At 63.9% G+C, this 26,117-nt stretch carries 29 protein-coding genes and 1 pseudogene; 12 read left to right on the top strand and 18 right to left on the bottom strand.

From position 1 onward, the window contains the following. Together AC1DXM_RS24665 and AC1DXM_RS24670 are read right to left on the bottom strand one after the other, a co-directional pair. Positions 1 to 190: pseudogene (locus AC1DXM_RS24665) on the bottom strand (IS5/IS1182 family transposase); the annotation flags it as partial. A 405-nt stretch (positions 191 to 595) separates the two neighbouring features. After that, positions 596 to 1,516, bottom strand: coding sequence for a glycine--tRNA ligase subunit alpha (locus AC1DXM_RS24670; RefSeq protein WP_454586910.1), 921 nt, complete (start codon positions 1,514 to 1,516; stop codon positions 596 to 598). Between the two features lie 295 nt (positions 1,517 to 1,811). On the opposite strand from AC1DXM_RS24670, the gene AC1DXM_RS24675 reads away from it, so the two are divergent. Further along, positions 1,812 to 2,273, top strand: a complete 462-nt coding sequence (locus tag AC1DXM_RS24675) for an N-acetyltransferase family protein (RefSeq protein ID WP_477237061.1) — start codon at positions 1,812 to 1,814, stop codon at positions 2,271 to 2,273. Positions 2,274 to 2,324: 51 nt separating this feature from the next. Here the strand turns inward: AC1DXM_RS24675 and AC1DXM_RS24680 are convergent, their stop codons facing one another. The 5 genes from AC1DXM_RS24680 to AC1DXM_RS24700 all read right to left on the bottom strand — a co-directional run bounded on the left by AC1DXM_RS24680 (position 2,325) and on the right by AC1DXM_RS24700 (position 7,248). After that, the gene (locus AC1DXM_RS24680) at positions 2,325 to 4,103 is read right to left on the bottom strand and encodes a tetratricopeptide repeat protein (RefSeq protein ID WP_477237063.1); all 1,779 of its coding nucleotides are present in this window, start codon (positions 4,101 to 4,103) and stop codon (positions 2,325 to 2,327) included. A gap of 192 nt (positions 4,104 to 4,295) precedes the next feature. Beyond that, complete coding sequence (locus tag AC1DXM_RS24685) at positions 4,296 to 4,712, bottom strand: DUF1284 domain-containing protein (protein WP_477237065.1); 417 nt, start codon at positions 4,710 to 4,712, stop codon at positions 4,296 to 4,298. Between the two features lie 6 nt (positions 4,713 to 4,718). Then, positions 4,719 to 5,318 (bottom strand): biotin transporter BioY, encoded by a 600-nt coding sequence (locus AC1DXM_RS24690; protein ID WP_477237067.1) that lies wholly within the window; start codon positions 5,316 to 5,318, stop codon positions 4,719 to 4,721. A 156-nt stretch (positions 5,319 to 5,474) separates the two neighbouring features. After that, positions 5,475 to 6,143 (bottom strand): GntR family transcriptional regulator, encoded by a 669-nt coding sequence (locus tag AC1DXM_RS24695; protein WP_477237069.1) that lies wholly within the window; start codon positions 6,141 to 6,143, stop codon positions 5,475 to 5,477. Between the two features lie 88 nt (positions 6,144 to 6,231). Beyond that, positions 6,232 to 7,248 (bottom strand): polyprenyl synthetase family protein, encoded by a 1,017-nt coding sequence (locus tag AC1DXM_RS24700; RefSeq protein WP_477237367.1) that lies wholly within the window; start codon positions 7,246 to 7,248, stop codon positions 6,232 to 6,234. A gap of 199 nt (positions 7,249 to 7,447) precedes the next feature. Between AC1DXM_RS24700 and AC1DXM_RS24705 the strand changes: the two genes are divergently transcribed. The 7 genes from AC1DXM_RS24705 (at position 7,448) to AC1DXM_RS24735 (ending at position 11,844) form a co-directional block, all read left to right on the top strand. Continuing rightward, the gene (locus AC1DXM_RS24705; RefSeq protein ID WP_112567065.1) at positions 7,448 to 7,672 is read left to right on the top strand and encodes a putative signal transducing protein; all 225 of its coding nucleotides are present in this window, start codon (positions 7,448 to 7,450) and stop codon (positions 7,670 to 7,672) included. After that, the gene (locus AC1DXM_RS24710; protein ID WP_477237071.1) at positions 7,672 to 8,466 is read left to right on the top strand and encodes a tRNA1(Val) (adenine(37)-N6)-methyltransferase; all 795 of its coding nucleotides are present in this window, start codon (positions 7,672 to 7,674) and stop codon (positions 8,464 to 8,466) included. The genes AC1DXM_RS24705 and AC1DXM_RS24710 overlap by 1 nt, the downstream gene beginning before the upstream one ends. Positions 8,467 to 8,644: 178 nt before the next feature. After that, positions 8,645 to 9,502 (top strand): S49 family peptidase, encoded by an 858-nt coding sequence (locus AC1DXM_RS24715; protein ID WP_477237073.1) that lies wholly within the window; start codon positions 8,645 to 8,647, stop codon positions 9,500 to 9,502. Positions 9,503 to 9,583: 81 nt separating this feature from the next. Next, entirely contained in the window at positions 9,584 to 9,769 is a 186-nt protein-coding gene (locus AC1DXM_RS24720; protein WP_477237075.1) for a hypothetical protein, read from the top strand. Positions 9,770 to 9,795: 26 nt separating this feature from the next. Then, positions 9,796 to 10,689 carry a 4-(cytidine 5'-diphospho)-2-C-methyl-D-erythritol kinase gene (locus tag AC1DXM_RS24725; protein ID WP_477237077.1) on the top strand — a complete coding sequence of 298 codons (894 nt, stop codon included), beginning with the start codon at positions 9,796 to 9,798 and terminating at the stop codon, positions 10,687 to 10,689. Beyond that, positions 10,676 to 11,230 (top strand): molybdenum cofactor biosynthesis protein B, encoded by a 555-nt coding sequence (moaB, locus tag AC1DXM_RS24730; RefSeq protein WP_477237079.1) that lies wholly within the window; start codon positions 10,676 to 10,678, stop codon positions 11,228 to 11,230. Before AC1DXM_RS24725 ends, moaB begins: the two co-directional genes overlap by 14 nt. A gap of 185 nt (positions 11,231 to 11,415) precedes the next feature. Then, positions 11,416 to 11,844 (top strand): GFA family protein, encoded by a 429-nt coding sequence (locus AC1DXM_RS24735; protein ID WP_477237081.1) that lies wholly within the window; start codon positions 11,416 to 11,418, stop codon positions 11,842 to 11,844. Here AC1DXM_RS24735 and AC1DXM_RS24740 read toward each other — a convergent pair. Both AC1DXM_RS24740 and AC1DXM_RS24745 read right to left on the bottom strand, forming a co-directional pair. Beyond that, positions 11,834 to 12,808, bottom strand: coding sequence for a hypothetical protein (locus AC1DXM_RS24740; protein WP_477237084.1), 975 nt, complete (start codon positions 12,806 to 12,808; stop codon positions 11,834 to 11,836). The two genes, AC1DXM_RS24735 and AC1DXM_RS24740, sit on opposite strands and share 11 nt — an antisense overlap. Before the next feature lie 186 nt (positions 12,809 to 12,994). Continuing rightward, complete coding sequence (locus AC1DXM_RS24745) at positions 12,995 to 13,498, bottom strand: glycosyltransferase (RefSeq protein ID WP_477237086.1); 504 nt, start codon at positions 13,496 to 13,498, stop codon at positions 12,995 to 12,997. Positions 13,499 to 13,648: 150 nt separating this feature from the next. On the opposite strand from AC1DXM_RS24745, the gene AC1DXM_RS24750 reads away from it, so the two are divergent. Together AC1DXM_RS24750 and AC1DXM_RS24755 are read left to right on the top strand one after the other, a co-directional pair. Beyond that, the gene (locus AC1DXM_RS24750; RefSeq protein WP_352584514.1) at positions 13,649 to 14,803 is read left to right on the top strand and encodes a PA0069 family radical SAM protein; all 1,155 of its coding nucleotides are present in this window, start codon (positions 13,649 to 13,651) and stop codon (positions 14,801 to 14,803) included. A gap of 155 nt (positions 14,804 to 14,958) precedes the next feature. Next, positions 14,959 to 15,654 carry a ribonuclease HII gene (locus AC1DXM_RS24755; protein WP_477237088.1) on the top strand — a complete coding sequence of 232 codons (696 nt, stop codon included), beginning with the start codon at positions 14,959 to 14,961 and terminating at the stop codon, positions 15,652 to 15,654. 224 nt (positions 15,655 to 15,878) lie between these two features. On the opposite strand, the gene AC1DXM_RS24760 is transcribed toward AC1DXM_RS24755, so the two are convergent. From AC1DXM_RS24760 to AC1DXM_RS24790, 7 genes are all read right to left on the bottom strand, one after another. Further along, on the bottom strand, positions 15,879 to 16,370 hold the full coding sequence (locus AC1DXM_RS24760) for a F0F1 ATP synthase subunit B (RefSeq protein WP_477237092.1): 492 nt from the start codon (positions 16,368 to 16,370) through the stop codon (positions 15,879 to 15,881). 10 nt (positions 16,371 to 16,380) lie between these two features. Next, positions 16,381 to 16,980 (bottom strand): F0F1 ATP synthase subunit B, encoded by a 600-nt coding sequence (locus AC1DXM_RS24765; RefSeq protein ID WP_477237094.1) that lies wholly within the window; start codon positions 16,978 to 16,980, stop codon positions 16,381 to 16,383. 66 nt (positions 16,981 to 17,046) lie between these two features. Beyond that, entirely contained in the window at positions 17,047 to 17,271 is a 225-nt protein-coding gene (locus AC1DXM_RS24770; protein ID WP_006206606.1) for a F0F1 ATP synthase subunit C, read from the bottom strand. Between the two features lie 81 nt (positions 17,272 to 17,352). After that, a complete protein-coding gene (locus AC1DXM_RS24775) occupies positions 17,353 to 18,111 on the bottom strand; it encodes a F0F1 ATP synthase subunit A (RefSeq protein WP_352557343.1) in 759 nt (252 codons plus the stop codon). Positions 18,112 to 18,174: 63 nt separating this feature from the next. Then, on the bottom strand, positions 18,175 to 18,567 hold the full coding sequence (locus tag AC1DXM_RS24780) for an AtpZ/AtpI family protein (RefSeq protein ID WP_477237096.1): 393 nt from the start codon (positions 18,565 to 18,567) through the stop codon (positions 18,175 to 18,177). Between the two features lie 264 nt (positions 18,568 to 18,831). Then, complete coding sequence (locus tag AC1DXM_RS24785; protein ID WP_477237098.1) at positions 18,832 to 20,016, bottom strand: cell wall hydrolase; 1,185 nt, start codon at positions 20,014 to 20,016, stop codon at positions 18,832 to 18,834. Positions 20,017 to 20,154: 138 nt separating this feature from the next. Then, entirely contained in the window at positions 20,155 to 21,468 is a 1,314-nt protein-coding gene (locus AC1DXM_RS24790; protein ID WP_477237100.1) for an MFS transporter, read from the bottom strand. 116 nt (positions 21,469 to 21,584) lie between these two features. Between AC1DXM_RS24790 and AC1DXM_RS24795 the strand changes: the two genes are divergently transcribed. Continuing rightward, entirely contained in the window at positions 21,585 to 22,493 is a 909-nt protein-coding gene (locus AC1DXM_RS24795) for a LysR substrate-binding domain-containing protein (protein ID WP_477237102.1), read from the top strand. A 250-nt stretch (positions 22,494 to 22,743) separates the two neighbouring features. On the opposite strand, the gene der is transcribed toward AC1DXM_RS24795, so the two are convergent. Both der and AC1DXM_RS24805 read right to left on the bottom strand, forming a co-directional pair. Then, positions 22,744 to 24,177 (bottom strand): ribosome biogenesis GTPase Der, encoded by a 1,434-nt coding sequence (gene der, locus AC1DXM_RS24800; RefSeq protein WP_477237104.1) that lies wholly within the window; start codon positions 24,175 to 24,177, stop codon positions 22,744 to 22,746. A 59-nt stretch (positions 24,178 to 24,236) separates the two neighbouring features. Beyond that, positions 24,237 to 24,899, bottom strand: coding sequence for a tetratricopeptide repeat protein (locus tag AC1DXM_RS24805; protein ID WP_192256206.1), 663 nt, complete (start codon positions 24,897 to 24,899; stop codon positions 24,237 to 24,239). Between the two features lie 195 nt (positions 24,900 to 25,094). On the opposite strand from AC1DXM_RS24805, the gene AC1DXM_RS24810 reads away from it, so the two are divergent. After that, the gene (locus tag AC1DXM_RS24810) at positions 25,095 to 26,093 is read left to right on the top strand and encodes a polysaccharide deacetylase family protein (RefSeq protein WP_477237106.1); all 999 of its coding nucleotides are present in this window, start codon (positions 25,095 to 25,097) and stop codon (positions 26,091 to 26,093) included. The last annotated feature ends 24 nt before the right edge of the window (positions 26,094 to 26,117 follow it).

Here is a 26,117-nt window from a genome sequence, read left to right on the forward strand (position 1 = left end):
CCCTGAACATCACCAGCGAATTGTACGCAGGCCGCCCTGGCCCAGCCGGCGAGCGCAGCCGCGCCAGGATCTTCTCGAAGCGATACCACTTCACCAGCGACGACAGCCGGTCCAGCCGACCGCTCCGACCAAGACCCTGTGGCAGCAGAGCCTCCACAAAACTGAACTGACCGCTCGGCTTTGTCGTCATCGCAAAATCCCCGTTTCAAAAACAGGGAATCACATCCATCCAATTTTGCAACAGTCCCATCTAGGGGGAGGTAGGGGCGCATAACAACTCGGCTCACCGTCAATTTCTAGAAATTCTCAGCACCCTGTCGGGACGTGCCGACCCCGCCCGTCCTTGGATCAAAGATTTCCATGAACCAAACGCAGCGCTGAAGCGACCAACGCTCAGGCAGGGACCTATTGGCTGAACGACCATGAAAACGGCATCGAGACTTCTCCAGATACTCGCCCTCAGCGCCTGTTTCGCCGCGCAGGCCCATGGCGCCTTCTCGATGCCGGGCGTGCGGCAGGCCATGCGGACGATCGATAGCGCAAGCGCTCAAGGCGCAAAGCCGAGCGCCGCCACCATCCAAATCGCAGCCTTGCGCTAAGCTGCCAGCCCGCCGGCCTGGGTCATCAGGAATGCCTCGCCGCAGGCTTTCGCCAGATTGCGCACGCGCAGGATGTAACTCTGTCGCTCAGTCACCGAAATCACGCCGCGCGCATCGAGCAGGTTGAAGACATGGCTTGCCTTGATGCACTGGTCATAGGCCGGGAAGACCATGCGGTGCATCGGCAGATTGTCGTTCGAGGCCGGAGCGCCGGCCGCCAGCAGCGCCTTGCATTCGGCTTCGGCGTCCTCGAAATGCCGGAGCAGCATGGCGGTGTTGGCATATTCGAAATTGTGCCTGGAATATTCCTGCTCGGCCTGCAGGAAGACCTCGCCATAGGTGACTTTTTCAGCGCCTTCGCGGCCGTTGAAGTTGAGGTCGTAGACATTGTCGACGCCCTGCACGTACATGGCCAGCCGCTCCAGGCCGTAGGTCAGTTCGCCCGCCACCGGCGCGCATTCGATGCCGCAGACCTGCTGGAAGTAGGTGAATTGCGATACTTCCATGCCGTCGCACCAGCACTCCCAGCCAAGTCCCCAGGCGCCCAGCGTCGGGCTTGCCCAGTCGTCCTCGACGAAGCGGATGTCGTGCAGCAGCGGGTCGACGCCGATCGCCTTGAGCGAGCCGAGATAGAGCTCCTGCAGGTTCGGCGGATTGGGCTTCAGAATCACCTGATACTGGTAATAATGCTGCAGCCGGTTGGGGTTCTCGCCATAGCGGCCGTCCTTCGGCCGGCGCGAGGGCTGGACATAGGCGGCGTTCCAGCCGCGGGGGCCGAGCGCGCGCAGCGTGGTTGCCGGATGAAAGGTGCCGGCGCCGACCTCCATGTCGTAGGGCTGCAGGATGACGCAACCATAGGCGGCCCAGTAATTGTGCAGGGTCAGGATCAGCCCCTGGAACGAGCGGCTGGGATGCATATGGTCTGACGTCACGGCGGCCTCGCAAAGCGCGAAAAAGAAGACATTCCCTTAAAGCATGATCCCGAAAAGTGGAAACCGGTTTTCGGAAAAGATCATGCTCTAAAAAGCAACTGGATCAGGTCGACGATTCAACCGAACGTCGGCCCGATCCAGTTGCCGGGCCGGCAAGCGTCAAGGCAGCGCCTTGCGCCGCCTTGCCCGAGAGGTTGAACGCTTTGCTTCTCGCTGGCCCATTGCCGGACGGCGCCGGCGGCCCTCTGCTGAGCTCAGTTCCACCGACAAAGGTTCAGCCATGCAAGGCCAGTCCATCGTGCGCCCCATCACCCGGCAGGATTACGAGCAATGGCTACCGCTGTGGGACGGCTACAATGCCTTTTACGGCCGCTCGGGCGAGACCGCCCTGCCCGGCGACATCACTGCGATGACCTGGTCGCGCTTCTTCGATGCCTATGAGCCGATGCATGCGCTAGTCGCCGAGAGCGAGGGCAAGCTTCTCGGTCTCGTCCATTATCTTTACCACCGCACCACCACGGCGATTTCGCCGAACTGCTATCTGCAGGACCTTTTCACCACCGAAGCGTCGCGCGGCAAAGGCGTTGGCCGGGCGCTGATCGAAGGCGTGTACGAGCGGGCGCAAGCCGCAGGCTCGGGCCGCGTCTACTGGCTGACGCACGAGACCAATCACACGGCGATGAAGCTTTACGACAAGATCGGCGAGCTTTCGGGGTTTGTCGTCTATCGAAAAATGTTCTGAAAATAAAAACGGGGCTCAGCGAGCCCCGTTTAATCAGAAGTATGACTTGCCTCACCCCTTCGGCGCAGGCGCCGGTGCGACCGGCTTGACCTTCGGGGTTTCCTGCGCGGTGTTGGATTCGATCGGCGGCAGGCCCTTCATCAGCTTCTGCTGCAAGGTGGCAAGCACATCGGGATCCGGCTTCAGATCACGCGCCTGGTTCCACTGGAAGGTGGCTTCGAGCTTGCGGCCGACGCGCCAGTAGGCATCGCCGAGATGGTCGTTGAGCACCGGATCTTCCGGCTTGAGCGACACGGCGCGCTCCATTTCGCGCACGGCGTCGTCGAACCGGCCCATGCGGAAATAGGCCCAGCCCAGCGAATCGACGATGTAGCCATCGCTTGGCCTGAGGTCGACGGCCTTCTGGATCATCGCCAGGCCTTCCTTGAGGTTCATGTTCATGTCGACCCAGGAATAGCCGAGATAGTTCAGCACCTGCGGCTGGTCGGGGAACAGTTCCAGCGCCTTGCGAAAATTCGGTTCGGCCTTCGGCCATTCCTTCAGCCGCTCATAGGCGATGCCGCGCTGGTAATAGATGTTCCAGTTGGCATTGGTCGGCGTCTTCAGCACCGCGACCGCCTTGTCGTAGAGGGTGGCGGCGGAGCGGAAATCCTCCTTCGAGGCATAGACCCCGCCCAGCGCCAGATAGGCGCGCATGTCGTCGGGGTGGGCGTCGACGAAGGCCTTCAGATGGGCGATCGCCTCATCGTGACGGTTGAGATCGGCAAGGTTGAGGCCGAGCTGCAGGTCGGAAAGCTCCTTCAGCGGCGAGGAGGCCGGAATACGGCGGTAGAGCGCAATGGCGCCTTCGCCGTCCTTCAGCTGCTCCGCAACGGCGGCAAGCTGTACCAAAGCGGCGTCGCTGTCGGGCTTCAGCGCCAGCGCATATTGCAGATAAAGGCGCACGAACGGCTCGCCGCCGCCGCGATTGAGGGCGATGGCGAGGTCAAGCAGGATTTCGGAGGCGCCTTCCGACGGGCTGGAGACGAAGGGCTCGATCTTGTCGCCCTTGCTGATCCTGTCGCGAAGCGCCTGGATGTCCAGCTTGCCCGGCGCGAACGCCTCGGCCTTGTCGAGCACGTAGAGCGCCTTGTTCTTGTCGCCCTTGCGAGCCAGGAAAGACGCATAGGCCTGAGCGTTGCGCATCCATGTCTCGGGCGCAGCACCTCCGGCCGTGGTGTCGGTCAGGGTCGCGTCATAGAGCGCATCGGCCTTGTCCGACATGCCTGAGGCATCGGCGATCAACGCGCGGTGGAAGGACTTGAACAGGCCGAACCAGTCTGGCCCCTGAAGCTTGTCGATCGAGGCCATCGCCCCGGCGGCGTCGCCAGCGCCCTCCTGGGCCCAGCCGGACATGACGCCGGAAATCAGCCGGTCGAGATCGGATTCGAGCGACAGCTTGAGCCAGTACTGCGCCTTGGTGAAATCCTTCTTGTGGAAGGAGTCGACCGCCATCGCCAGCCGCGAGAAGCGCTCGACATCGGGAACTTCCTTGAGCTTGTCGGCATAGACAAGCGATTCCTCGAAGCGCCCCTGCGCGATCAGCGACAGCATCAAGCTCTGCTGCAGCGAGGTGTCGCCGGGATTGAAAGCCAGCGCCTGCTTGTAATAGGCGATGGCATTGTCGAGGTCGTTGTCGCCTTCGGCGATGCGGGCGGCGAGATAGGCGCCCGAGAAGGAGGTGATCTTGACCGGGTCGGTCGATTCCTTGGCGTGGGCGGGCAACGGAGAAATCGCCATCCCTGCCACAATTGCCAGCCCTGCGAGCCAGCGCGCACGTCCTTGCCGCATCGTATCCCTTTCAGCCAGACGCGACCCGCACACAGGCGGGACCGCCGTAGACTCGATGTTTCCGGACAAAGCATGGCCTTTTTGGGGTCAGGCTTCAATCCGGGCCGAATTCACAATCGGGTCACCCGATTAACAAACCATGGCGACGCCCACACTGCCGGTTTCGGGATAATAGCAGATCGGGGTTGGGAGCTACAGCCTGACATCGCGATATCCGCCTGCCGCGACAGCGGTGCACAGGCCGGCCCATTCGCAACCCTGGCAGGCCTCACGTGTCACGCCGGTTGAAAAGGCGGTGCGCAGCCTGCCCACGGTTGCCGCGTCAAGGCTGAAGCGGGCGCCGGCCTGGATCGGCCGGGCGAACAGTTTGCCGACATCGCGTGCCGCCAGTTCATCCCGGCCGGCGGCGCTTTCCCCCGAACAGTGGGATTCGGCCTCGCCGAGCATCGGCTGGCAGATGTCGTCTGGGCCGGAGACGATCAGAACATCCTCGCCCCGGCCAAGACGTTTCGCGATCGCGTCATAATTGGCGATGAAAGCTGCGCTGTACCCTTTGCCGACATAGGTCAGCAGGCAAAGCAGATGATGGGAGCGCAGTCTGACGGTCATCGGTCTTTATGATGCCTTCCGAGCCGGTTCGGTCTTATTGCCGGAGAAGAGCTTGAGTGTCGCGGCGCCGAGCGCCGATTTCAGCAAGCCGCCGACGAGGAAGGGCAGGAAGCCGAAGGTGATGGCCTGTTCGAGGCCGATCATGACGGCGAGCCAGGCGGTGCCGAGAATCAGGCAGGCGAGGTTGCCGAGAACCATGGCGGCGAAGGCAAGCAGCACTTGGCTGCCGTTCCAGCCACGCTCGGCCAGCCAGCCGACGAGCGCGCCGACAAGCGGGAAAGCAAAGAGATAACCGCCCGTTGGTCCGACGAAATGCGCCGCACCCGCTGCCCCTCCGGCCAGAACCGGAAAGCCTACGGCGCCCTCGACGAGCCAGGCCGCAATGGTGATGGCGCCAAGCCGCCAGCCATAGAGCGCGCCGATCAGCGTCACGGCGAAGGTCTGCATGGTTACCGGCACCGGCACCATCGGCACTTCGATGTAGGACGACAGCGCCAGAAACAGCGTGCCGAGGACGACGGCCCCGACCTGCCAGCCAAGCGAGCGGGTTTGCAGGCGCAACGGGCTGAAGGACGGCTTGGAGGGCGAAAAGGCGATGTCGGTCATGGCGGGCTTTCCCTGGCTGGTTTCAAATTATAGATAATTTTGTTGTTCGATCTATTATCGAATCCATATTTGCACGGGGATGGCAACCCCTCGCCCCTGAAAAAGGCTGGGAGCCCATCCGAAATAGCGATGATCGTAGATCCGCGTCTCGCGCGGCTAGCCGACGATGGCGAAGGCTTCACGCATCTTGCCTGACGCGGTCTTGACCGGTTTCTGGCCGATCCACTGCACGTGCCGGCCAAGGGTGGCAGCGGCCGATTCGATGTTGCCTTGCCTGAGTGCGCTGAGAATTGCGCGGTGATCCTGGTCGGTGCGGATTTCCCATTCCGAGCGCCAGGCGGCGAACAGGAAGCGCGCGCTTGCCGCATGCAAATCGTCGATGGTAGCGATGAGCCGCGGCATGCCGCAGGGCGCCAGGATCAGCCGGTGGAAAGTGCGGTTGGCCTCCTCCCAGGAGCGGACATCGCGGGATTTGTCACCGGCCTTTGTGGCTTCTTCGGCAAGGTTGAGAATGGCCGCCGTCAGGTGCGGCGCGGCATGGCGCAGCGCCAGAACTTCGAGCGCCGCCCGCATTTCGGCGACTTCCCTGACCTCGCCGAGATCGAAAGCGGCAACGCGCACGCCTCGCCTGGGCTCGCCGATCGCCAGCCCTTGCGCCTCGAGACGCCGGAAGGCCTCGCGCACCGGGACATGGCTGGTCTGGAATTCCTCGGCAATGTGATCCTGCCGCAGCCGGGCCCCCGGCTCGATCGCGCCCGATATGATGCGATCGGCGAGCACCTTGCTGATGCGCACGGCGATGGTGTCGTCTACGGTCTTTGCCATGTTTTATAGATAATTTGCGGCGTGCCGCTTTGTCGAGCCGGCCGCTGTGCGATTTCGCGGCAAAATCGCTCGGCGCGCCAGGCGCCGGTTAGTTCACCCGGCTGATGCAGAAGTCGATGACGTCGACCAGCGCCGATTTCTGCGGCGTCGCTTCCAGCGGCGCCAGCGCGTCGCGGGCGATCTCGCCGAAGTGGCGGGCTCGCCCGATCGTGTCGGCAATCGCGCCATGACGGGTCATCAGGCCGATCGCCTTTTCCAGCCCGGCATCGTCGGTGACATTGTCCTCGATGGCGCGCTTCCAGAAGGTGCGTTCGGCCTTGGTGCCGCGCCGGTAGGCGAGGATGACCGGCAGCGTCACCTTGCCCTCGCGGAAATCGTCGCCGACATTCTTGCCCAGCTCCTGGCTGGAGCCGCCATAATCGAGCGCATCGTCGATAAGCTGGAAGGCAAGGCCGAGATTCATGCCGTAGGAGCGTAATGCGGCGCGATCGTTGCGCGTCGCCAGCGCGATGACTGGGCCAACCTCGGCGGCGGCCGAGAACAGTGCGGCGGTCTTGGCTTTGATGACAGCGAAATGCTCGTCCTCGGTGGTATCGAGGTTCTTGGCGGCAGCCAGCTGCATCACCTCGCCCTCGGCGATGATGGAGGCGGCGCTGGACAGGATGTCGAGCGCTTCGAGCGAGCCGACATCGACCATCATGCGGAAAGCCTGGCCGAGCAGGAAGTCGCCGACCAGCACGCTTGCCTGGTTGCCCCAGATCATGCGGGCGGTCTTCTTGCCGCGGCGCATGCCGCTCTCGTCAACGACGTCGTCATGGAGCAGCGTGGCGGTGTGCATGAATTCGACCGAGGTGGCGAGCTTGACGTGGCCCTCGCCGGTGTAGCCGAACATCTGGGCGGCGGCGAGTGTGAGCATGGGACGCAGCCTTTTGCCACCCGACGAGATCAGATGGTTGGCGACCTCCGGAATCATCTCGACGTCGGAGCCGGCCTTGGACAGGATCAATTCGTTGACGCGGCCCATATCGGCTGATGTCAGCTCAATGAGATCCTTGATGGAAGCGGGTTCCCGCTTCCCGTTTTCGATGTTGAGAACGACACCCACCAACAAACACTCCCGTCTTGATCACGTGTGCGACGGCACCCTGGTCCCTGCAAGGACTCTAGGGCGGCACATACCGGCACGGCAAGAGGCGAATTGGCGCGGCTGCGGTGACGGCGTGTCAACCCCTGGAGCCGCTTCACACTTTTCGGCACCATGCTCCAGCGTTTACATCAACGCCGCAACCTGCGAACTTCATCCGATGATAGAACTCGTCCGCACCAACGATGCCGTGATCATCTCCTTTGTCGAATCGCTGATGCGCGATGCCGGCATTGCCTGCTTCGTCGCCGATCAGAATATGAGCATACTCGAAGGGTCGATCGGTCTTTTGCAGAAGCGCGTCATGGTCGACGCCGACCAGGCCGATCAGGCGCGGCGCATCCTGAAGGACGCCGGCATCGAGAACGAAATTCGCCAGAAATAATGGCTGAAGCGAGCGCCTTCGCCAATGACACGCCGGCCCACACGGTCGATGCCTTCCATCGCGGCCGCTTCTGGCTGGTGCAGCCCAGGACCGGGCATCGCGCCGGCATGGACGCCATGATGCTGGCGGCGGCGGTGCCGTCCGCCTTTGCCGGACGGCTTGCCGATTTCGGCGCCGGCGCGGGTGCGGCGGGCCTTGCTGTGCTGTCTCGTTGCCCAGCGTCTGAGGTCGTGCTTGTCGAACGCTCGACCGAGATGGCGGGGTTCGCCGCGACGACACTCGCCCATCCCGGCAATGCGCATCTCGGCAACCGCGCCTCGGTGCTGACAGCCGATGTCACGCTGTCGGGCCGGGCGCGCACGCAGGCCGGCCTTGCCGACAATTCCTTCGATTTCGTCATCATGAACCCGCCCTTCAACGCCTCCGAGGACCGCGCCACACCTGACCCGCTGCGCAGGCAGGCGCATGTCATGGAAGACGGATTGTTCGAAAGCTGGATCAGAAGTGCGGCTGCCGTCGCAAAACCCCGCGGTGGCCTGGCCGTCATCGCACGGCCTGAACAGCTCCGCGACCTCCTCGATGCCTTGTCGGGCCGCTTCGGCGACGCAGAGATGCTGGCCGTTCACCCACGCCCGGAAGCAGCCGCAATCCGCATTGTCGTGCGGGCAACACTCGGCGCGCGTGGAAAATTGTCGATCCGCCCGCCGCTGATGCTGCATGCCGAGACGGGCGACGGCCCGTCGGAACGGACCGAGATGATCAACAACGGACTGGCATCGCTGTTCAGCGATTGATTTGGGGCTGAGCATTCCGTTGCAGCAAAAGCAGCAGCGCGACATGCATTCGCCCCAAAACCGCGGCATTGCCGTTGGTCAGCAAATTCCTACATGCCAGAGCAAGATCCGCGCCGCCCGAGGAATTTCTTCCAAAACTGATCTATCTTGCTCTTTTGCCACTGGAGACAGCCACCTCGTGAAACGCCTTTTCAACCGCCTGCTGCCGAAATCCTGGCGATCCAGCGTCGTCACCATTCCCGTCATCAGGCTGCACGGCACGATCATGGCCGGTGGCGGCCAGTTCCGACCGAGCCTGTCGCTCGCCTCCACAGCCGCGCTCATCGAAAAGGCGTTCCTGTTCGACGCGCCCGCGGTCGCCATCTCGATCAATTCGCCCGGCGGCTCGCCGGTGCAGTCTCGGCTGATCTTCAAGCGCATCCGCGACCTGGCGATCGAGAAGAACAAGAAGGTACTGGTCTTCGTCGAGGACGTGGCGGCCTCGGGCGGCTACATGATCGCGGTTGCCGGCGACGAGATATTTGCCGATCCGTCCTCCATCGTCGGTTCGATCGGCGTGGTCTCTGCCTCGTTCGGTTTTCCCGAACTGATGAAGAAGATCGGCATCGAGCGCCGCGTCCACACCGCCGGCCAGAACAAGGCGGTGCTCGATCCGTTCAAGCCGGAGAAGAAGGAAGATGTCGAGCGCCTGAAGGCGTTGCAGCTCGAGGTGCACGACACCTTCATCGACCTGGTCAAGGAGCGCCGCGGCAGCAAGCTGAAGGACGATCCGGACCTGTTCACCGGTCTGTTCTGGACCGGCAAGAAGGGGCTGGAGCTTGGCCTCGTCGATGCGTTGAGCGACATGCGCACGGTGCTCAAGACCCGCTTCGGCGCGAAAACCCAGCTTCGGCTGGTCACCGCGCCGCGCGGGCTGTTCGGCCGCATCGGCCTGTTCGGCTCAAGCTTTTCGGCGCCCGAGATAGCCGCCGCTGCCGCAAGCGGCGTCATCGATGCGGCGGAAGAGCGCGCATTGTGGGCGCGCTTCGGGCTTTGAAAAAGCGGGGAAAGCGTCTAGCATAACAGCTTGACCGACCTGATCGGCCGCCTTTGCCGCCTTGCGAGGGAGAGTTTTGAGATGCCGCAGATCATTTTCTTCGCGATTGTCGGCGCCGCCGCCTATTTCGGCTATCGCACCTTTGTCCGCGAGGCCGAGCGCGTGACCGCCAAGGTGCGGCGTACCGAAAAGCAGGCGGCCAACGGTGCCAACGGCACGCTGGTCAAGGATCCCAAGACCGGCGAATACCGCCTGGCCAAGGACTGAAACCCATCCCGCTTACAGCCGACACTGTGGATGCCGTGAGCCGGACATGGCTTGCGCCTGCCAAGATAAATCTGGCCCTGCATGTCACCGGCAGGCGTGCCGACGGCTATCATCTGCTTGAGAGCCTGGTCGTTTTCACCCGCTTCGGCGACAGGGTCGAGATCGAACCTGCCGACAGCGACCGGTTCTCCGCAGCGGGCCGCTACGCGATTTCTGTGCCGATAGACGACAGCAATCTGGTGGTGAAGGCGCGCGAGGCGCTGCGCAGCCGGGCAAGCCAGCAGAGCACGCCGCCGGTCGCCATCCGGCTGGAAAAGAACCTGCCGATCGCCTCCGGCGTCGGCGGCGGTTCGAGTGACGCCGCGGCGGCGCTGCGCGGTCTTGTCCGGACATGGGGGCTCGATATCGGCGAAGCCGAACTGGCGCGGATTGGTCTCACCCTCGGCGCCGATGTGCCGATGTGCCTTGCGGCAAAACCACTGATCGCGCGCGGTGTCGGCGACGAGCTGTCACTGGTGGCGGATTTTCCGGCACTGGCGCTGGTGCTGGTCAATCCCGGGGTCGCCGTTTCAACGCCTGAGGTGTTCAACGCCCTCGACAAACGCGACAATGAAGCACTACCGCCGTTGCCGCGCGGTTTCGACTTCCACAGTATCCGCAACTGGCTGGAGGTCACCCGCAACGATCTTGAGGCACCGGCGCAGGCAATACAGCCTCCCATCGGCAGGGCGCTTTCCCTGTTGAACCGGGCTGGGTCGGGATTCTCGCGCATGTCGGGGTCCGGCGCGACATGCTTCGGGCTGTTCGAGACCGGCAATGTCGCCAAGCGCGCCGCGGCCGAGATCCGCAGCCGCCAACCGGACTGGTTTGTCGCCGCGACGCGAAGCATCGCTTCGGAGGGAATTGATGGCCAGACTTGACGAGAGCCGCCCGTTCATCCCGGTGCGCATCGCGGTGCTGACGGTTTCGGATACGCGCAGCCTCGCCGACGATAAATCCGGCAAGACGCTGGCCGATCGCATCACCGAGGCCGGCCATGTCCTCGCCGCGCGCGACATCGTCACCGACGATCGTGAAAAGATCCGCGATACAGTCCTGGCATGGTCCCGGAACAAGGAGATCGATGTCGTCATCACCACCGGCGGCACCGGCTTTACCGGCCGCGACGTGACGCCGGAGGCGCTGGAGCCGATCTTCGAAAAGCGCATGGACGGCTTTTCCGAAGTCTTCCACCGCATTTCCTACGACAAGATCGGCACCTCGACGGTGCAGAGCCGGGCGACCGGCGGTGTCGTCAACGCCACCTTCGTCTTCGTGCTGCCGGGCTCGCCCGGTGCCTGCAAGGACGCCTGGGACGGCATATTGAAGCCGCAGCTCGACTATCGCCACATGCCCTGCAACTTCGTCGAGATCATGCCGCGCCTGGACGAGCATTTGCGCCGCCGCAAGGCCGGCTCGTAAAGCAAGGCGGATAGCGGTTCAGCGCTGCCTTTGTCAGGCGGAATGGCAGCTACGCCTTCGAGAGGTCATTTCCTGCAAGTTGCCTAAGGCGTAGTCTGCGGCCAAGTCCTCTTTGTTTGACGCAATTCCGGACGGAAAACCGCTTCACACTTTTCCTGGAATTGCTTTGAAGGCGGAACGATACGATGAGCACGCACACGGGCGGCTGCCATTGCGGCAACATCCGCCTGACATTCGAAACCGGGATCGAGCCGTCCGAGATGGAGATCCGCGCCTGCCAATGCGCTTTCTGTGTCCGGCATGGCTCGCGCGCTGCCGCCGATCCGCAGGGGCGATTGATCGTCACGGTCGAGGACGAGGCGCGGTTGCACCGATACCGGTTCGGATTGCGCACCGCCGACTATCTCATCTGTCGCGACTGCGGCGTCTATGTCGCGGCCGTGGCCACCGATGGCTGCGACCCCAAGGCGATCGTCATCGTCAATGCGCTGGACGACCGGCTGCGGTTCAGCCGCGAGCCGGTCCCAATGGATTACGATGCCGAGAACAAAGAGGGCCGCATGGCCCGGCGGCAGGCGCGTTGGATGCCGGTCGAGATCAAGGTCAGCGGATGACCGGTTCGCCGTGGAAGCGGCGGCGCGAGGGCGGCGACACACCGAAGCCGACCTCCATCATCAGCCGCGGCGTGCGCGACGGCACGGTGCCCATGTGGAAGCCGAACGGGTCCTCGACAAAGCCGAGACCTGCGTCGCCGGTCAGCGTGACCGGGCTGTCGTCTCCATAAACCTTGAGCACCTCTTCGGCCGGATGGCCGACCAGCAGCGTCAGCTGGTGCTTGAGGCTGCGCCTGTTGTGGCTGCCCCTGACGTACACATGCGGGCCGGTGCCGGCATCGCAGGGTTTCAGGTAGAAGAAGAATTTCAGCATCCGCCAGTCGTCGAGATCGAAATGGTATTTGCCCAGGGAGGCAAGGTTCTTGTCGGCATCGGAAGCCTCGCCGGTCGGAAAGCTCCACCAGACGCGCGTCGTGATCAGCTTTGCCTGCCCGCCGAGATAGTGCTGAGCGATGTCGAGCAGAAGCGGATCGTTCTGGATGGCGAGTGCCGCCTTGCAGCCGAGGATGCGCTCGAAATAGTGGCCGCTGAGCAAGGAACGGCCGAAACGCCTCTCGGCCTCGGCATGATCCCCAGGCATGAATTCGAGCCGGCGATCGAAATTGCCGAAGCATGGCGTGCTTTGTGCAAAGCACCCAATCTCCTCATGGATTGCCGTCGGCAGGACCAGGCCTGAGAACATCCCATCGGTGCGCAGCGTTTCGACGATCGAGTTGAGCTCGACGCCCCTGAACATCGTTGCTCCGGCACTCTGCGCCGGACGGGCGGCTCTGGCGCCCAGCCAGTGCAGCTTGCGCGCCGGCATGGTGCGGGCCAGCATGAACATCGGCAGCCAGGCCGGGTTCTCACGCATATCCTTGAGATAGGTCGGGATGCGCACGGCGATGCGGCGGAGCAGGCTGCCGTTGCGGGCAATGGCTTCCAGGCTGGCGGCGCCGGATTTGTCAGGGGTCGAAAGGTTCATCGAGGTCCTCAGTATATGAATGGCAGCCGACGACGCGTCACCTGCTACCGCTCCGGCACTACCCAAACCCAATTCTCCCACATCAATGGAATGCTAACCCCGCGTCTACTTTTGTGCAATGCACAATAACGACGTGCTAAAGTAAAAAGTTCAATCCCTCGCTCCGACCAAGAGCGAGAGCGGGAGTCACTTCTTCGGCGCCACCCAGATTTCGGCGTCCAGCCGCCTGGTGGCGAGACCGCGCGCAAGAGCCTCGGCGCTGTGCGCGTTCTTCGACAGGGAAGCGGCCTGCCGCTTGCTGATGACCAGCCCTTCGGCCAGCGCCCGGTTTCCCTGGAGCACCCGTGCCAGGAACGGCGTGCGGCTGCCGCGGGCGCGGGAAAAGCGCGCCGGCATGGTCTGCCGCGCCGTGTGGGCGACAACGTCGTCGATCCAGCCTTCCGAAAGCCGCGCGCCGGGCTCCAGAAACAGCAGCCAGTCGCCTTTCGCCTGCCGGATCCCGGCGGCAATGCCGCCGGCGACGAAGTGACAGCCGGCGTGATCGGCGACACGATGCGTCTGGTCGGTCGAGCCGGTGTCGCAGACGATGACATCGCGCACCACGCCCTCGACCGCGCCGCCGATCAGCGAGGCGAGCGTGCGGGCAAGGCCCTCTTCGTCATCTCGGGTTTCGATAAGAACGCTGAGCATATTTAGCCGAATAGCGGAAAGCCTGGCGCAGCGCCAGTTTTGCATCGCACAACAAAAAAGTTCTTGCTTTGTTCTCATCGGCAAAATAGGATTATTTTCATGAACAGACCGAATCGACAGCCGGCCGACAGTCCCTGGGAGAGGGCGAAAATGGAACATATCGTGCGTGCGGACATTGCAGCCTTCGGGGCAGGAAGAGCCGAGATGGCCAATGCGATGATCGAACAGAGCGGCATGCGTGTCCGTCCGGACCGCAACCGCGGCCGTTCGGCCGGCATCAATCCGTCCGGCCGCTTCGAGCCCGTCAGCCGGCATGTGTTCGACGATGGCTGGAATTCGCTGGAGGAGCTGCCGCCGTTCAAGACCGAGGTGCAGGTCGAGAAGCCGCGCACGATCATCACCCGCAACGAATCGCCCGACATCTCCTTCGACCGTTCGATCAACCCCTATCGCGGCTGCGAGCATGGCTGCGTCTATTGCTTTGCGCGGCCGACCCATTCCTTCATGGGCCTGTCGCCGGGGCTGGATTTCGAATCGAAGCTGTTTGCCAAGCCGGATGCGGCGCGGCTGCTCGACAAGGAACTGTCTAAGGACGGCTACCAGCCGCGCACCATCGCCATCGGCACCAACACCGATCCCTACCAGCCGATCGAAAAGCAGTACCGGATCATGCGCGAGATCCTCGAAGTGCTGGAGGCGCGCGGTCATCCGGTCGGCATCGTCACCAAATCCCATCTGGTGACGCGCGACATCGACATATTGTCACGCATGGCCGAACGCGGGCTGGCCAAGGTGGCGCTGTCGGTGACGACGATGGACCGCATGCTGGCGCGCACCATGGAGCCGCGCGCGTCGACGCCGACCAAGCGGCTGGAGGCGATAAGGCAGCTTTCGGATGCAGGCATTCCGGCCTCGGTCATGGTGGCGCCGATCATCCCCGGCCTGACCGACCAGGAGATGGAGCGTATCCTCGATTCGGCCCGTGCCGCCGGCGCCCGTGAAGCCGGCTATGTCATCCTGCGCCTGCCGCTCGAGGTGGCGCCGATCTTCAAGGACTGGTTGCTGCGCCACTATCCGGATCGCTACCGGCACGTGATGTCGCTGATCCGTTCGATGCGCGACGGCAAGGATTACGATTCAGAGTGGGGCAAGCGTATGAAAGGCGCCGGACCCTATGCCTGGCAGATCGGCCGACGCTTCGAGATTACTGCCAAGCGGCTCGGCCTCAATGCCGAGCGGCGGACGCTCAGGACCGACCAGTTCGTCGCCGCCGCCAATGCGACCGAGCAGCTGATGCTGCTCTGAAGACCATCCCTGCCCCGCCATCGTTGGCTGGGCAGGCGAAGAAATCCCGTCCGGCCTGTCCCCCGGCCTGCAGACGGTGCCCCCTCCCGGTCTTGCCCCACTCGACCCTGGAGGGACTTGCGGAGAATCGGAGCCGATGCGAACCTCGCCGCAAGATGGCTCGCGCGCGTTCCGATTCTCCGCTTCTTTTCGAGATGATCGAGAAGCCCGACTTCTCCTTCGAGACGAAGGCGATGGCCGAAGGTCTGTGGCCGGTGGCAGGCATGGACGAGGCCGGCCGTGGGCCGCTGGCCGGACCGGTGGTGGCGGCAGCCGTGATCCTCGATCCCGCCAACATTCCCGACGGCCTCGACGATTCCAAACGGCTCAATCATTTGCAGCGCGAGGCACTGTTCCTGAAAATCCTGGGGTCCGCGCTCGGCGTGTCGATGGCCTCGGTGAGCGCCGAAGGCATTGACGGCAGCAACATCCTCAAGGCGAGCCTCGAGGCAATGCGCCGCGCCCTTGCCGGCCTGCCGATCCAGGCCAAGCTTGCACTGGCCGACGGCCGAGACGTGCCGCCGGGTCTCCTCTGCGAGGGCCGCGCGCTCATCAAGGGCGATCAGCGCTCGCAGTCGATCGCCGCCGCCTCGATCGTCGCCAAAGTGATGCGCGACCGCATGATGTGCGGCTGCGGCAGCCACCACGAGCGTTACGGGTTCGAAGTCCATATGGGCTACGCCACGGTCCGCCACCGCACCGCAATCGAAGCGCATGGGCCGGTGGCAAGGCTGCACCGCGCGTCGTTCGCGCCGTTCAGGCTGGGTGGGGTTGAGGTGGCTGAGGAAGAGAGTTTTGCCGGGTTGGAGTGAGGGTAATCTCCCCCCTCGAGGGGGAGATGGCCGGCAGGCCAGAGGGGGTCGCCGCGCGTGAAGCGCTGGCCACTTTTTCGCGGCAGAAAAGGCGTCGCGCCCGGTCGAACCGACCCCCTCTGTCGCCTTCGGCGACATCTCCCCCTCGAGGGGGGAGATTATCCGCGCTCAACAAAAAAGCCGCCAGGTCGCCCGGGCGGCTTCATGTCAGCGAGCTAACCCGCTCAGTTCAGCTTGGCCTTCACGTCCTGCAGCGCGGACTTGAACAGGTCGGCGCCGGCCTTGGCATCGACCTTGGCCGCAAGCAGGGCGCGGGCTGCCTCGACGGCGATGTCGACGGCGCTGGCGCGCACCTCGGCGACTGCCTCGCGCTCGGCCTGGCCGATCTTCTGCTCGGCAAGCGCGGTGCGGCGGGTGACGTAGTCCTCGGTCTTCTTGTGCGCTTCGGCGGCAAGCATGTCTGCCTCGCGCTTGGCGGCGGCGACGATTGCCGCGGCCTCCTGCTCGGCTTCCTTGCGCTTCTTCTGGTACTGGCCGAGCAGCTGCTGGGCCTCTTCGCGCAGCTTGCGGGCTTCATCAAGCTCGTTGCTGATCTTGGCGGCACGGGCGTCGAGCGCCTTGGCCATCAGCCCCGGTACCTTGATGTAGACGGCGATGCCGAGGAAAATGATAAGGGCGACGGTGGCCCAGAGCGTCGCGAGCGATGTGGCGTCCATGATGTGCTCCTCAGCGGGCCACGGATTTGACGGCCGCCGCGATCTCGGCCTTGCCGGTCTTGCCTCCGACAAGCGCTTCGACGATGGCCGAAGCAGTGTCCTCGGCGATCGTGCCGACTTCCTTCATGGCCTTGGCCTTGATGGAAGCAATGCTGGCCTCGGCCTCGCCGAGCTTCTTGTCGAGCGCGGCCTCGACCTTCTTGCGGGCAGCTTCGGCTTCGGCCTTGGCAGTGTCGTTGGCCTGCTGGCCAATTGCATTGGCCTTGGCCTTGGCTTCCGCCAGTTCCTGCTCGTAAGCAGCAACGGCAGCGTCAGCCTCGCCCTTCAGCCTGGCGGCCTGGTCGAGGTCCTGCGTGATGCGATCGCTGCGCACGTCGATAATGCCGCCGAGACGCGGCATCACCACCTTCTTCAGGAACAGGTAGAACAACCCGAACGTGATCGCCAGCCACAGAAGCTGCGACGGGAACGTCGCCGGATCAAATGGCGGGAACGTGCCGTGCGCCTCGGCAGGCACGCCGGTGCCGGAATGCGTATCGCCTTCCGTGCCGGTGTGGGCGCCTTCAGCGGCGGGTGCGGACTCTTGCGCAAAGGCAGATGTCACGAACATGGACTATCCCCTGATATCAGGCATGGCCGCAGGGTAGCGGCCGGCCTGTCCAATCTTCTCGAGTGCTCAGCCGAACAGGGCGAGAAGCGCGATCAGAAGCGAGAAAATGCCCAGAGCTTCGGTGACGGCGAAGCCGAAAATCAGGCGGCCGAACTGGCCATCGGCGGCCGACGGATTGCGCAGGGCGCCCGCCAGGTAGCTGCCGAAGATGTTGCCGAGGCCAATGCCCGCACCGCCCATGCCGAGGCAAGCGATACCAGCGCCGATGTACTTTGCTGCTTCTGCGTCCATTTTAAAACTCCTTTGGATCTGTAATTCGTTGCAATTCCATCCGGCGACCGATGCCGGAAACTCTTGGCCAGTACCCCGGGGTCAGTGCCCAGGATGCAGGGCGTCGTTCAGATACATGCAGGTCAGCACGGCAAAGACGTAGGCCTGCAGGAAGGCGACCAGCAATTCCAGGGCGGTCAGCGCGACTGCCATGGCCAGCGGCAGCACCGAACCGGCGACGCCGACGGCGCCCAGCGCGCTCAGGCTGACGACGAAGCCCGAAAAGACCTTCAGCGTGATGTGGCCGGCCAGCATGTTGGCGAACAGACGAACCGAGAGGCTGACCGGGCGCGAGACGAAGGAAATCACTTCGATCAGCACCACCAGCGGCAGCAGGAAGACTGGAACGCCATGCGGCACGAACAGCTTGAGAAAGCCCAGGCCGTGTTTCGTGAAGCCGTAGACAACGACGGTTCCGATCACCAGGGCGGCGAGGCCGAAGGTGACGATGATGTGGCTGGTGACGGTGAAGAAGTAGGGGAAAAGGCCAAGCAGGTTGGCAACAAGGACGAACATGAACAGCGAGAACACGAAGGGGAAGAACTTCATGCCTTGCGTTCCGGCAGCGTCGCGCAGCATGTTGGAAACGAACTCGTAGCCCATTTCCGAGACCGACTGCAGGCGCCCGGGAATAAGGCTGCGGCTCGAGGTCGAAAGGTAAAGAAACGCCGATGCGACGAGCACGGTCGCGACCATAAACAGAGCCGAATTGGTGAAGGACAGGTCATAGCCGCCGATGTTGATCGGAATCAGCTTGACGATATGGAACTGGTGGATCGGATCGACCTTGTCAGCAGCCATTTACATCCCCGTCAAAGCCGCGAACGGCTTTCAGTGTTCTTATGCGCCATTGGCGGCGCCAGTTCATTCTTTCGGATCGCGCGACTTATCGCTTTTTCCGAATTCCGCCACAACACCTGCCGAACGCAGGACATTGAGCACGCCGGCGCCAAAGCCCAGCAACAAGCCGACGACCAGACCCCATGGCGAGGTTCCCGCCACACGATCCAGGAACCAGCCAAGGCCCACACCCACCACTATCCCGGCGATGAACTCGCTGGACAGCTTGAGCGCCTGGCCATATCCGGCCGTCGCTTTCGCGCCGTCATTCCCCTCTAGCCGATCCGGCCGTCTTGTCGCAAGCGATGCTCCAAGCTCGCGCCGGCGGCGCTCAAGGTCTTCATCGCGGATGTCAGGTTCGTGCTTGCCGCCGCGGCCGGTTTCTCCGGTTCCGTGTGGCCCATTCTTGTCGGCCATCGAACCCCCCTGCCCGGTCAGACCGTTACCGTCCGTCCGCTTCTAAAGTCGCCGGCAACATAGTTAGAGGGTCCGCGCCCGTCAAGCCACGGGCGGGACTTCAAAGTCATGTATTTTTTCCAATGAAATCAATCTCTTGCCGAGGTGCGACATCGTGCCCGGCACTATGGGGTCGGCACATGCCCCGAATCCGTCCGGCGACCGGCGTCCGATTTCGGCACCCGGGGGCTTTTGCGGCTCGTAATAGACGGCAGCCCGAAGGGCTCAGCTCCAGCCGCCGCCATAGGTGCGGTAGAAGATATGCAGGCCGATCTTGGTCATCTTCTGCATGGTGCGCGCCCAACCCGGATGGACATAGTTGGCGTAGTAATGGGTCGATGAGCCGACTTCCGGAATGAAGATCTTGCCGGCGGTGACCGCCATGGCGACGTCCTGCGCCACCTTGTAGTTGGCGGGGCTCTCGATGCGCTTCTTGCGGCCGTCGCAGGCGAAGGAGAACTGGCAGCGGTTCAGCCAGTTGTCGTTCTGGTAGACGACGCCGCAGATCGAGTTCGGATAGGCCGGATTGCGGACGCGGTTGAGGATGACCTGCGCGACGGCGGCCTGGCCGCGCACGGATTCGCCGCGCGCCTCGAAATAGATGCCATTGGCAAGGCAGGCCTGCTCCTTCTTGGAGAAGACGCTGGCCGGTAGCGGATTCTGTATCCACGAGTGATCGCCCTTGGCCATCGGCGGAATGAAGCGCCCATCGTTCGGGTCCTCGTCCTGCAGCAGCGCCTCGAAGGGCGAGGCCTTGGCGTAGTCGGGTTCGGCCTGGGCATAGGCGGTGGCCAGCACGTCCGGCTTGTCGTTGTTGACGAGGGCCGCAAGCATCGCCGGCACGCCGGGATCGGGCTTCTTGTCCACATTGGTGTGGAACGCCTGGGCGATCTGGATTTCCTTGCCCTTGATGCCGGGCTTGGCGAAGGCCAGCTTCAGGCCGCTGTCCATGCTCGGCCGCAGCAGCGAGGAGGTGCGCTCGAAGATAGAGCCAGCATTGAAGTTCTTCGGCGGCGCCACCGGCGAGACCTGGATGATGCGGCCCTTCTTGTCGGCGCGCATGATGCGGTCCTCGTCGGGCGTGACGCCGGCGACATTGCCCTTGCCGCGAAACGAGACCTTGCCGACGCCAGGCAGGCGCACGCCCGAGCCCGAAAGCGAACCGGTGGTGACGGAATCGATGAAAGGCATTTCAGCGGCATGGACCGAACCAGCGACGGAGCGCTCGACATAGGAATTCCAGCGACTGCCCGACGCCTCAAGGCCGGAAATCAGGCTGCCCATGTCCTGGTAGGCGACGACGGTCGGAAAGCCGATCCAGATGCCGAGCCCGATGACCAATGGCGATACGAAGGAACGTTTTTTCTCACCGGCGGCGGCAGCCAGCCGCTTCAAGACACGTCGATGCACGGGGAACTCTCCAGAAACGCCACTTAGCCACTGGAGAGCCAAAGTGAAGCATTAACCTTGATGCGGGGTTAACGTTAACGATGGTGTTTTTTCAAACTGCTCCGGAATGGAACGCCGTTCGCGGGTCCGTCAAAGTGGTCAGTTCGGCCGCAGCAGGATCGGCCAGGCGATGAGCGCGCAGAGCGCGCCCACCAGCCAGACGCCAGGCCACGACCAGACGAGCAGCAAAGCCGGAATGGCTGTCGGCACCACGAAGAAGGCGACGAAGACGAAGCTGTTGGCAAGGCCGAGCGCGGTTCCGGCGCGGCTGGCGCCGGCCAGCGTGGCGAGCTCGGTGTAGGCGACGCCATGCCAGGCCGAGACCGAGATGCCGGCAACGACCAGCGGCACCACGATCGCCGGCATCAGCGCGGCGTGCGCGCCCGGCGTGGCTCCTGCCGCCAGGACCAGCAGGCCGAGGGCCGCGAAGCCAAAGGCGCTCGTCATGCTGCAGAGGCGCAGGAACCAGCGGCGGTTGCCATGGCGGTCGGTGAAGCGGCCGCTCCAGACGCGCATGATCATGGCGCCGGTCTGCACCGCGGCAAGGCTGGCGCTGATCGTCAGCGTGCCCATGCCGGCGAAATCGTGCAGGAAGACGGAAGCGAAGGTCAGCACCGCCACCTGCGGGAAGCAGAGGAGGCCGATGGCTGTGGCGATGCGCCAGACCTCGACATTGCGCAGCGGCACTGGGCCGGCCGGCTTTGTCGTCGCAATGCCTCCGGCATTGTCGATCTCCGGGTCGACCTCCGCCGGCTGATGCAGCCAGCGCCAGGCAAACAGCGCCGAGACGGCGTTCACGGCCGCCAGCAGGCCGAAGACCGCAGCAAAACCATGGGCTGAGGCCAGCGACGGCAGGACCAGCCCGCCGAGCCCGCCGCCGAGCGGCACCGCCGTCTGCCTGATGCTCATCGCAAAACCACGCTCGCCCTCGTGGAACCAGGCCATGATGGCGCGGCCGCTGGAACCGTTGACGCTGCCGCCGAGCAGGCCGGTGACGAGAAGGCATGCGGCCAGCATGGCAACGCCAGGCACATAGGTCGCCGACGGCACGATGAACAATGCCATCAGCGCGAGCCACGCCGCCGTCGTGCCGAGGCCGGTCAACAGCACGCCGCGATCGCCCCAGCGGTCGGTGAGCAGGCCCCAGGGCAGTTCGCTCAAGGCGACACCCAGGCCGAGGAGGCCGAGGACGAGGCCGAGATTGCCGTTGGAGAGCTGATAGCCCGAGCGCAGAAACACCGCTGCCGCCGGTATGCCGGCGAAGGTGGCGGAGAAACTGGCATTGGCGGCAACGCCGATGCCGAGCACCTTCCAGCGATGATTGGCGCGAAATCGTTCGGCGTTCGAAATGGCGGTGACGGCGGCGGCTCGACCAACCCGGCGTTGCTCACAATTTGCGTCGGCGATCGACATGGCGGAACTCCTGTAATGGCCCTTCCGGACCTTGACGCCTTGTCTCTACCGCCATAACTTCATCCCGAATATCGGGAAGTTTTTGACAATTATTCCCGAAAAGCAGGATTGTTGTGATGCGGCGCGTAACTTTCGACCTCGATGTCCTCAGAAGCTTCGTCACCGGCATGGAACTCGGCAGCTTCGCCAAGGCTGCCGACCGGCTCGGACGCTCGACCTCGGCCGTCAGCGCGCAACTGAAGAAGCTGGAGGAACAGGCGGCGACGCCGATCTTCCGCAAGTCGGGCCGCGGTCTGGCGCTGACCGAAGCCGGCGAGACCATGCTCGGCTACGCCAGACGGCTGCTCGAGTTGAATGACGAGGCGGCCTCAGCCATCCACGATGTCGAACTGGAGGGCTGGGTAAGGCTTGGCCTACAGGAGGATTTCGGCGAGGCGGTGTTGCCGGAGGTGCTTGGGCGCTTCGCCCGCGCGCACCCCAAGGTCAAGATCGAGGCCAGGATCGGACGCAGCTACGAACTTGCCGAGCGGATCACATCAGGCAATCTCGACATTGCGCTGGCCTGGGACAGTGGCCAGGCACTGCCCTACAGCCGGCATGTCGGCGATGCGCAGTTGCGCTGGATCGGCCCGGCAAAGCTGATCGAGACCAGGCTGCGCGAGGGCGAGGCGCTGCCGCTGGTGGCGCTGGAAGCGCCCTGCCTGCTGCGCACGGTGACGACGGAAACGCTGGACCGCGCCGGTCTGCCGTGGCGGATGGTGTTCTCCAGTCCTAGCCTTGGCGGCATATGGGCGGCGGTCGCCGCCGGGCTCGGCCTGACGATCCGCACAGATATCGGCCTGCCGGCCAATGTCAGGGCGATGGCGCCGCAGATGCTCGGTTTGCCCGCACTGCCGACCATGGCGCTGGTGCTGCACCAGAAGGACGCCGAACTGGATCCGGTTGCGGCGCGGCTGGCGGACATATTGTTGCAGGCGGCGCTGCAGGCGCTGCCGGAGGGTGCGAGGCTGAGGGAGGTCGCTTAGGGTTTCTGGGCGACGCCCTCCCAGCTTCGTCATCCTAGGGCGAAGCAGGAGCGGAGCTCCGTCGCGCAGACCCTAGGATCCATGCCGTTGCATCAGCCAAGGAGTGCAGCGGTGCAGAATTCTGGATCGCAGCAACGTTTTGACCTCACGGCATGGATCCTATGGTCTGCGCCGCGTCGCTTCGCTCCTTGCTTCGCCATAGGATGACGAAGTTAGAGGCGTTTCCGCTAATCGCCGAGAGCTAGCCGCCTCACTTGCGCTTGTTCGCCCGGCCCGCGAACGGATTATCCGAAGTCCGCAGCGCTATCCTGATCGGCACGCCCGGCATGTCGAAGGCTTCGCGCAGGCTGTTGGAGAGGTAGCGGACGTAGGATTGCGGCATCGCGTCCGGCCGCGAGCACTGGACGACAAAGCCCGGCGGCCGCGTCTTGGCCTGGGTGACATATTTGACCTTGAGCCGGCGGCCGGCGACGGCGGGCGGCGGATGATGCGCCAATATGCTTTCCAGCCAGCGGTTGAGTTTTCCGGTCGAGACGCGGCTGTTCCACACCTTGTGCGTCTTGATGACGGCATCCATCAGCTTGTCGAGGCCACGGCCGGTCTCGGCCGAAACCGTCACCGCCTGGATGCCGCGCACCTGCGGCAAGAGCCGCCCGGTCTTTTCGCGCAGTTCGGCCAGCAGTTCCTGCGGATTGTCGATCAGGTCCCATTTGTTGAAGGCGATGACCGGCGCCCTGCCCTCGCGGATGATGAGGTCGGCGATCTGCAGGTCCTGCTTCTCGAAGGGAATGGTGGCGTCGAGCACGATGATGACGATCTCGGCAAAGCGGATGGCGCGCAGGCCATCCTGCACCGACATCACTTCCAGCTTCTCGTGGATCCTGGCCTTGCGGCGCATGCCGGCAGTGTCGAACAGCTTCAGCCGCCGACCATGCCAGTCCCAGTCGACGGAGATGGAATCGCGGGTGATGCCGGCTTCCGGGCCGGTCAGCAGCCGCTCCTCGCCGATAAGCGCGTTGATCAGCGTCGACTTGCCGGCATTGGGGCGGCCGACGACGGCGATGCGCATCGGCTTGGTGTCGTCATAGGCGGGCTCCGCATCGGGATCGGTAATGTCCTCGCCGATCAGAACCTCGCTGGCGGCGACCTCTTCCTCGGCGTCGTCCTCTTCCTCGTCGAATGCGCGCTTCTCGCCAAGGGCTTCGATGACAGCGTCGCGCAAATCGGGCATGCCCTGACCGTGCTCGGCCGAGACCGGGATCGGTTCGCCGAGGCCAAGCTCCCAGGCCTCCAGCATGCCGCCCTGGGCGCCCTTGGCCTCGGCCTTGTTGGCGACCAGCACGACCGGCTTGCCGGACTTGCGCACGATCTCGGCAAAGGTGCGGTCGTCAGGCAAAAGGCCGGACTTGGCGTCGATGGTGAAGAAGATCAGGTCGGCTTCGCGGATGGCGATCTCGGTCTGCGCGCGCATGCGGCCGGGCAGAGTCGAGGCGGCCGCATCCTCGAAACCGGCGGTGTCGATGACATCGAAATGCAGGTCGTAGAGTTTGGCCGCGTGGACGCGGCGGTCGCGGGTAACACCAGGCGTGTCGTCGACAAGCGCCAGCTTCCTTCCCACCAGGCGGTTGAAAAGCGTCGATTTGCCGACATTGGGCCGGCCGATAATGGCGACTTTGAAGCTCATCCGGCCCTACAATCCGTCATCCATCGCCCAAAACCGCAGCGCATTTTGGGCGACGCGTATCATGACGCGCCCGAGCCGCGGATCAGTTCCGACATCAGGGTCGCCCGCTGGCGCGCATTGCGCGGGGCGCCGTCATCGGCGGCGATCTGGTCGAACAGTTTCAGCGCATCCTGGGTCTTGCCTTCCTTCCAGGCGGCAAGGCCGAGCGCTTCGCGCGCCGTATGGCGCAGCGTGTTGTTGTCGGCGGTCAGCGCCTCGACGCGGCTGGAGACGTCGGCGAAGGAGCCGTGGTCGACCAGCAGCAGGGCGGCCCGTAGGCGCGCCATGTCGCGAATGCCCTGGGGAATGGCAGTGTCGGCGGCGACGCCATCGAAATCCGCGACGGCGGCGGCAAAGTCGCCCTTGTCGGCCTTGACGGTTGCCGCGCGCATGCGGGCGAGCAGCGGATAGGCGCCGTAGCCATCCTTTTCCAGCTGCTGAAGCGCGGTCAGCGCATCGTCGCTCTTGCCGTCATTGGCAAGCTTCAGCGCCTGCGAGAAGGCGTCACCCGAGCGGTTGGCGCGGCTCTCGTCCCAATAGCGGTAGCCGACGAAGGCAGCGGTGCCGAGCACCACCAGGATGGCAAGGCCAAGGATCGCCGGACCGAAACGGTCCCACAGCGCCTGCGCCTGCTCGCGACGGATCTCGTCGTTGACCTCACGGATAAAACTGTCGTCGGACATCAATAAAAAACCATTGTTGCCCCGGACGGGGCGCTTCTTGAGCCCGCGTTTTAGCGAAATTTTGTCGGCATGGAAGGGGCTGGGCAGGAAAATCGGCTAATCGCGGGAGAGGGGCGGCCCGGCACCCGACCGCACCCACGCCACATTTTGCCGATAGCCGGCTTTGACTGCCTCCGGATCAAGCCCAGATTGCCGATGCCTCGTCTGTCCCGCGTTGTTGCGTTTTCCACAGCCATGCTTGCTACGGCGGGCGCTGCCTACGCCGACCCGCCGGCCGCCCCCGTCCCGGCCAAGCCGAAGCAAATCGTCATCATCTCGTTCGACAGCGCCCGCGAGATCTCGCAATGGCAGCGCAGCCGGGCACTGGCCAAGCGCACCGGCGCGCATTTCACTTACTTTCTGTCCTGCGTCTTCCTTTTGTCGCAGCAGACGCGCGCCGAGTACACGCCGCCGGGCAAGTCTGCCGGCAAATCCAACATCGGCTTTGCCGCTTCGAAACAGGAAGTCGCGGATCGGCTCAACCAGATCGGCCTCGCAGCCGTGGAAGGCCATGACATTGCCAGCCATGGCTGCGGCCATTTCGACGGCAAGGACTGGAGCAAGGCCGACTGGCTGAAGGAATTCGCCTCGTTCGAGCGCATTCTGGAGAACGCCTATTCGATCAACGGCATTACGCCCGAGCCCGCCAGCTGGCGCGATATTGCCCATGCCGTTGTCGGCTTTCGCGCGCCGTATCTCTCGACCAGCAAAGGGCTTTATGAGGCCCTGCCTGAAGCCGGCTATCACTATGATACCAGCGGTGTTTCAAAAGGCCCGGTCGAGCCCAGCGGCGGCCTCACCCGCTTTTCATTGCCGCAGATCCCGGAAGGCCCGAGCGGCAGGCCGGTGATCGCCATGGACTACAATCTCTATGTCCGCCATTCCGGCGGCTTCGAGCGGCCGAGCCAGGCGGCCGAGTTCAGCGAGCGGACCTACCAGGCGTTCCGCGCCGCCTTCGACAAGCAATACCAGGGCAAGCGCATCCCGCTGGTGCTCAGCTTCCACTTTACCTTGATGAACAACGGCGCCTACTGGAACGCGCTGGAACGCTTCGCCGACGAGACCTGCGTCAAGGCCGATGTCGAGTGCATCAGTTTTCGCGATTATGTCGCACGGCAGCGTGGCGGCGAGAGCCAGGCGGCTGTGGGCGGCTAAGCCGCCCCTCGCCCTAATTCCTTT

The organism is Mesorhizobium sp. P3_A2 (assembly GCF_056403115.1).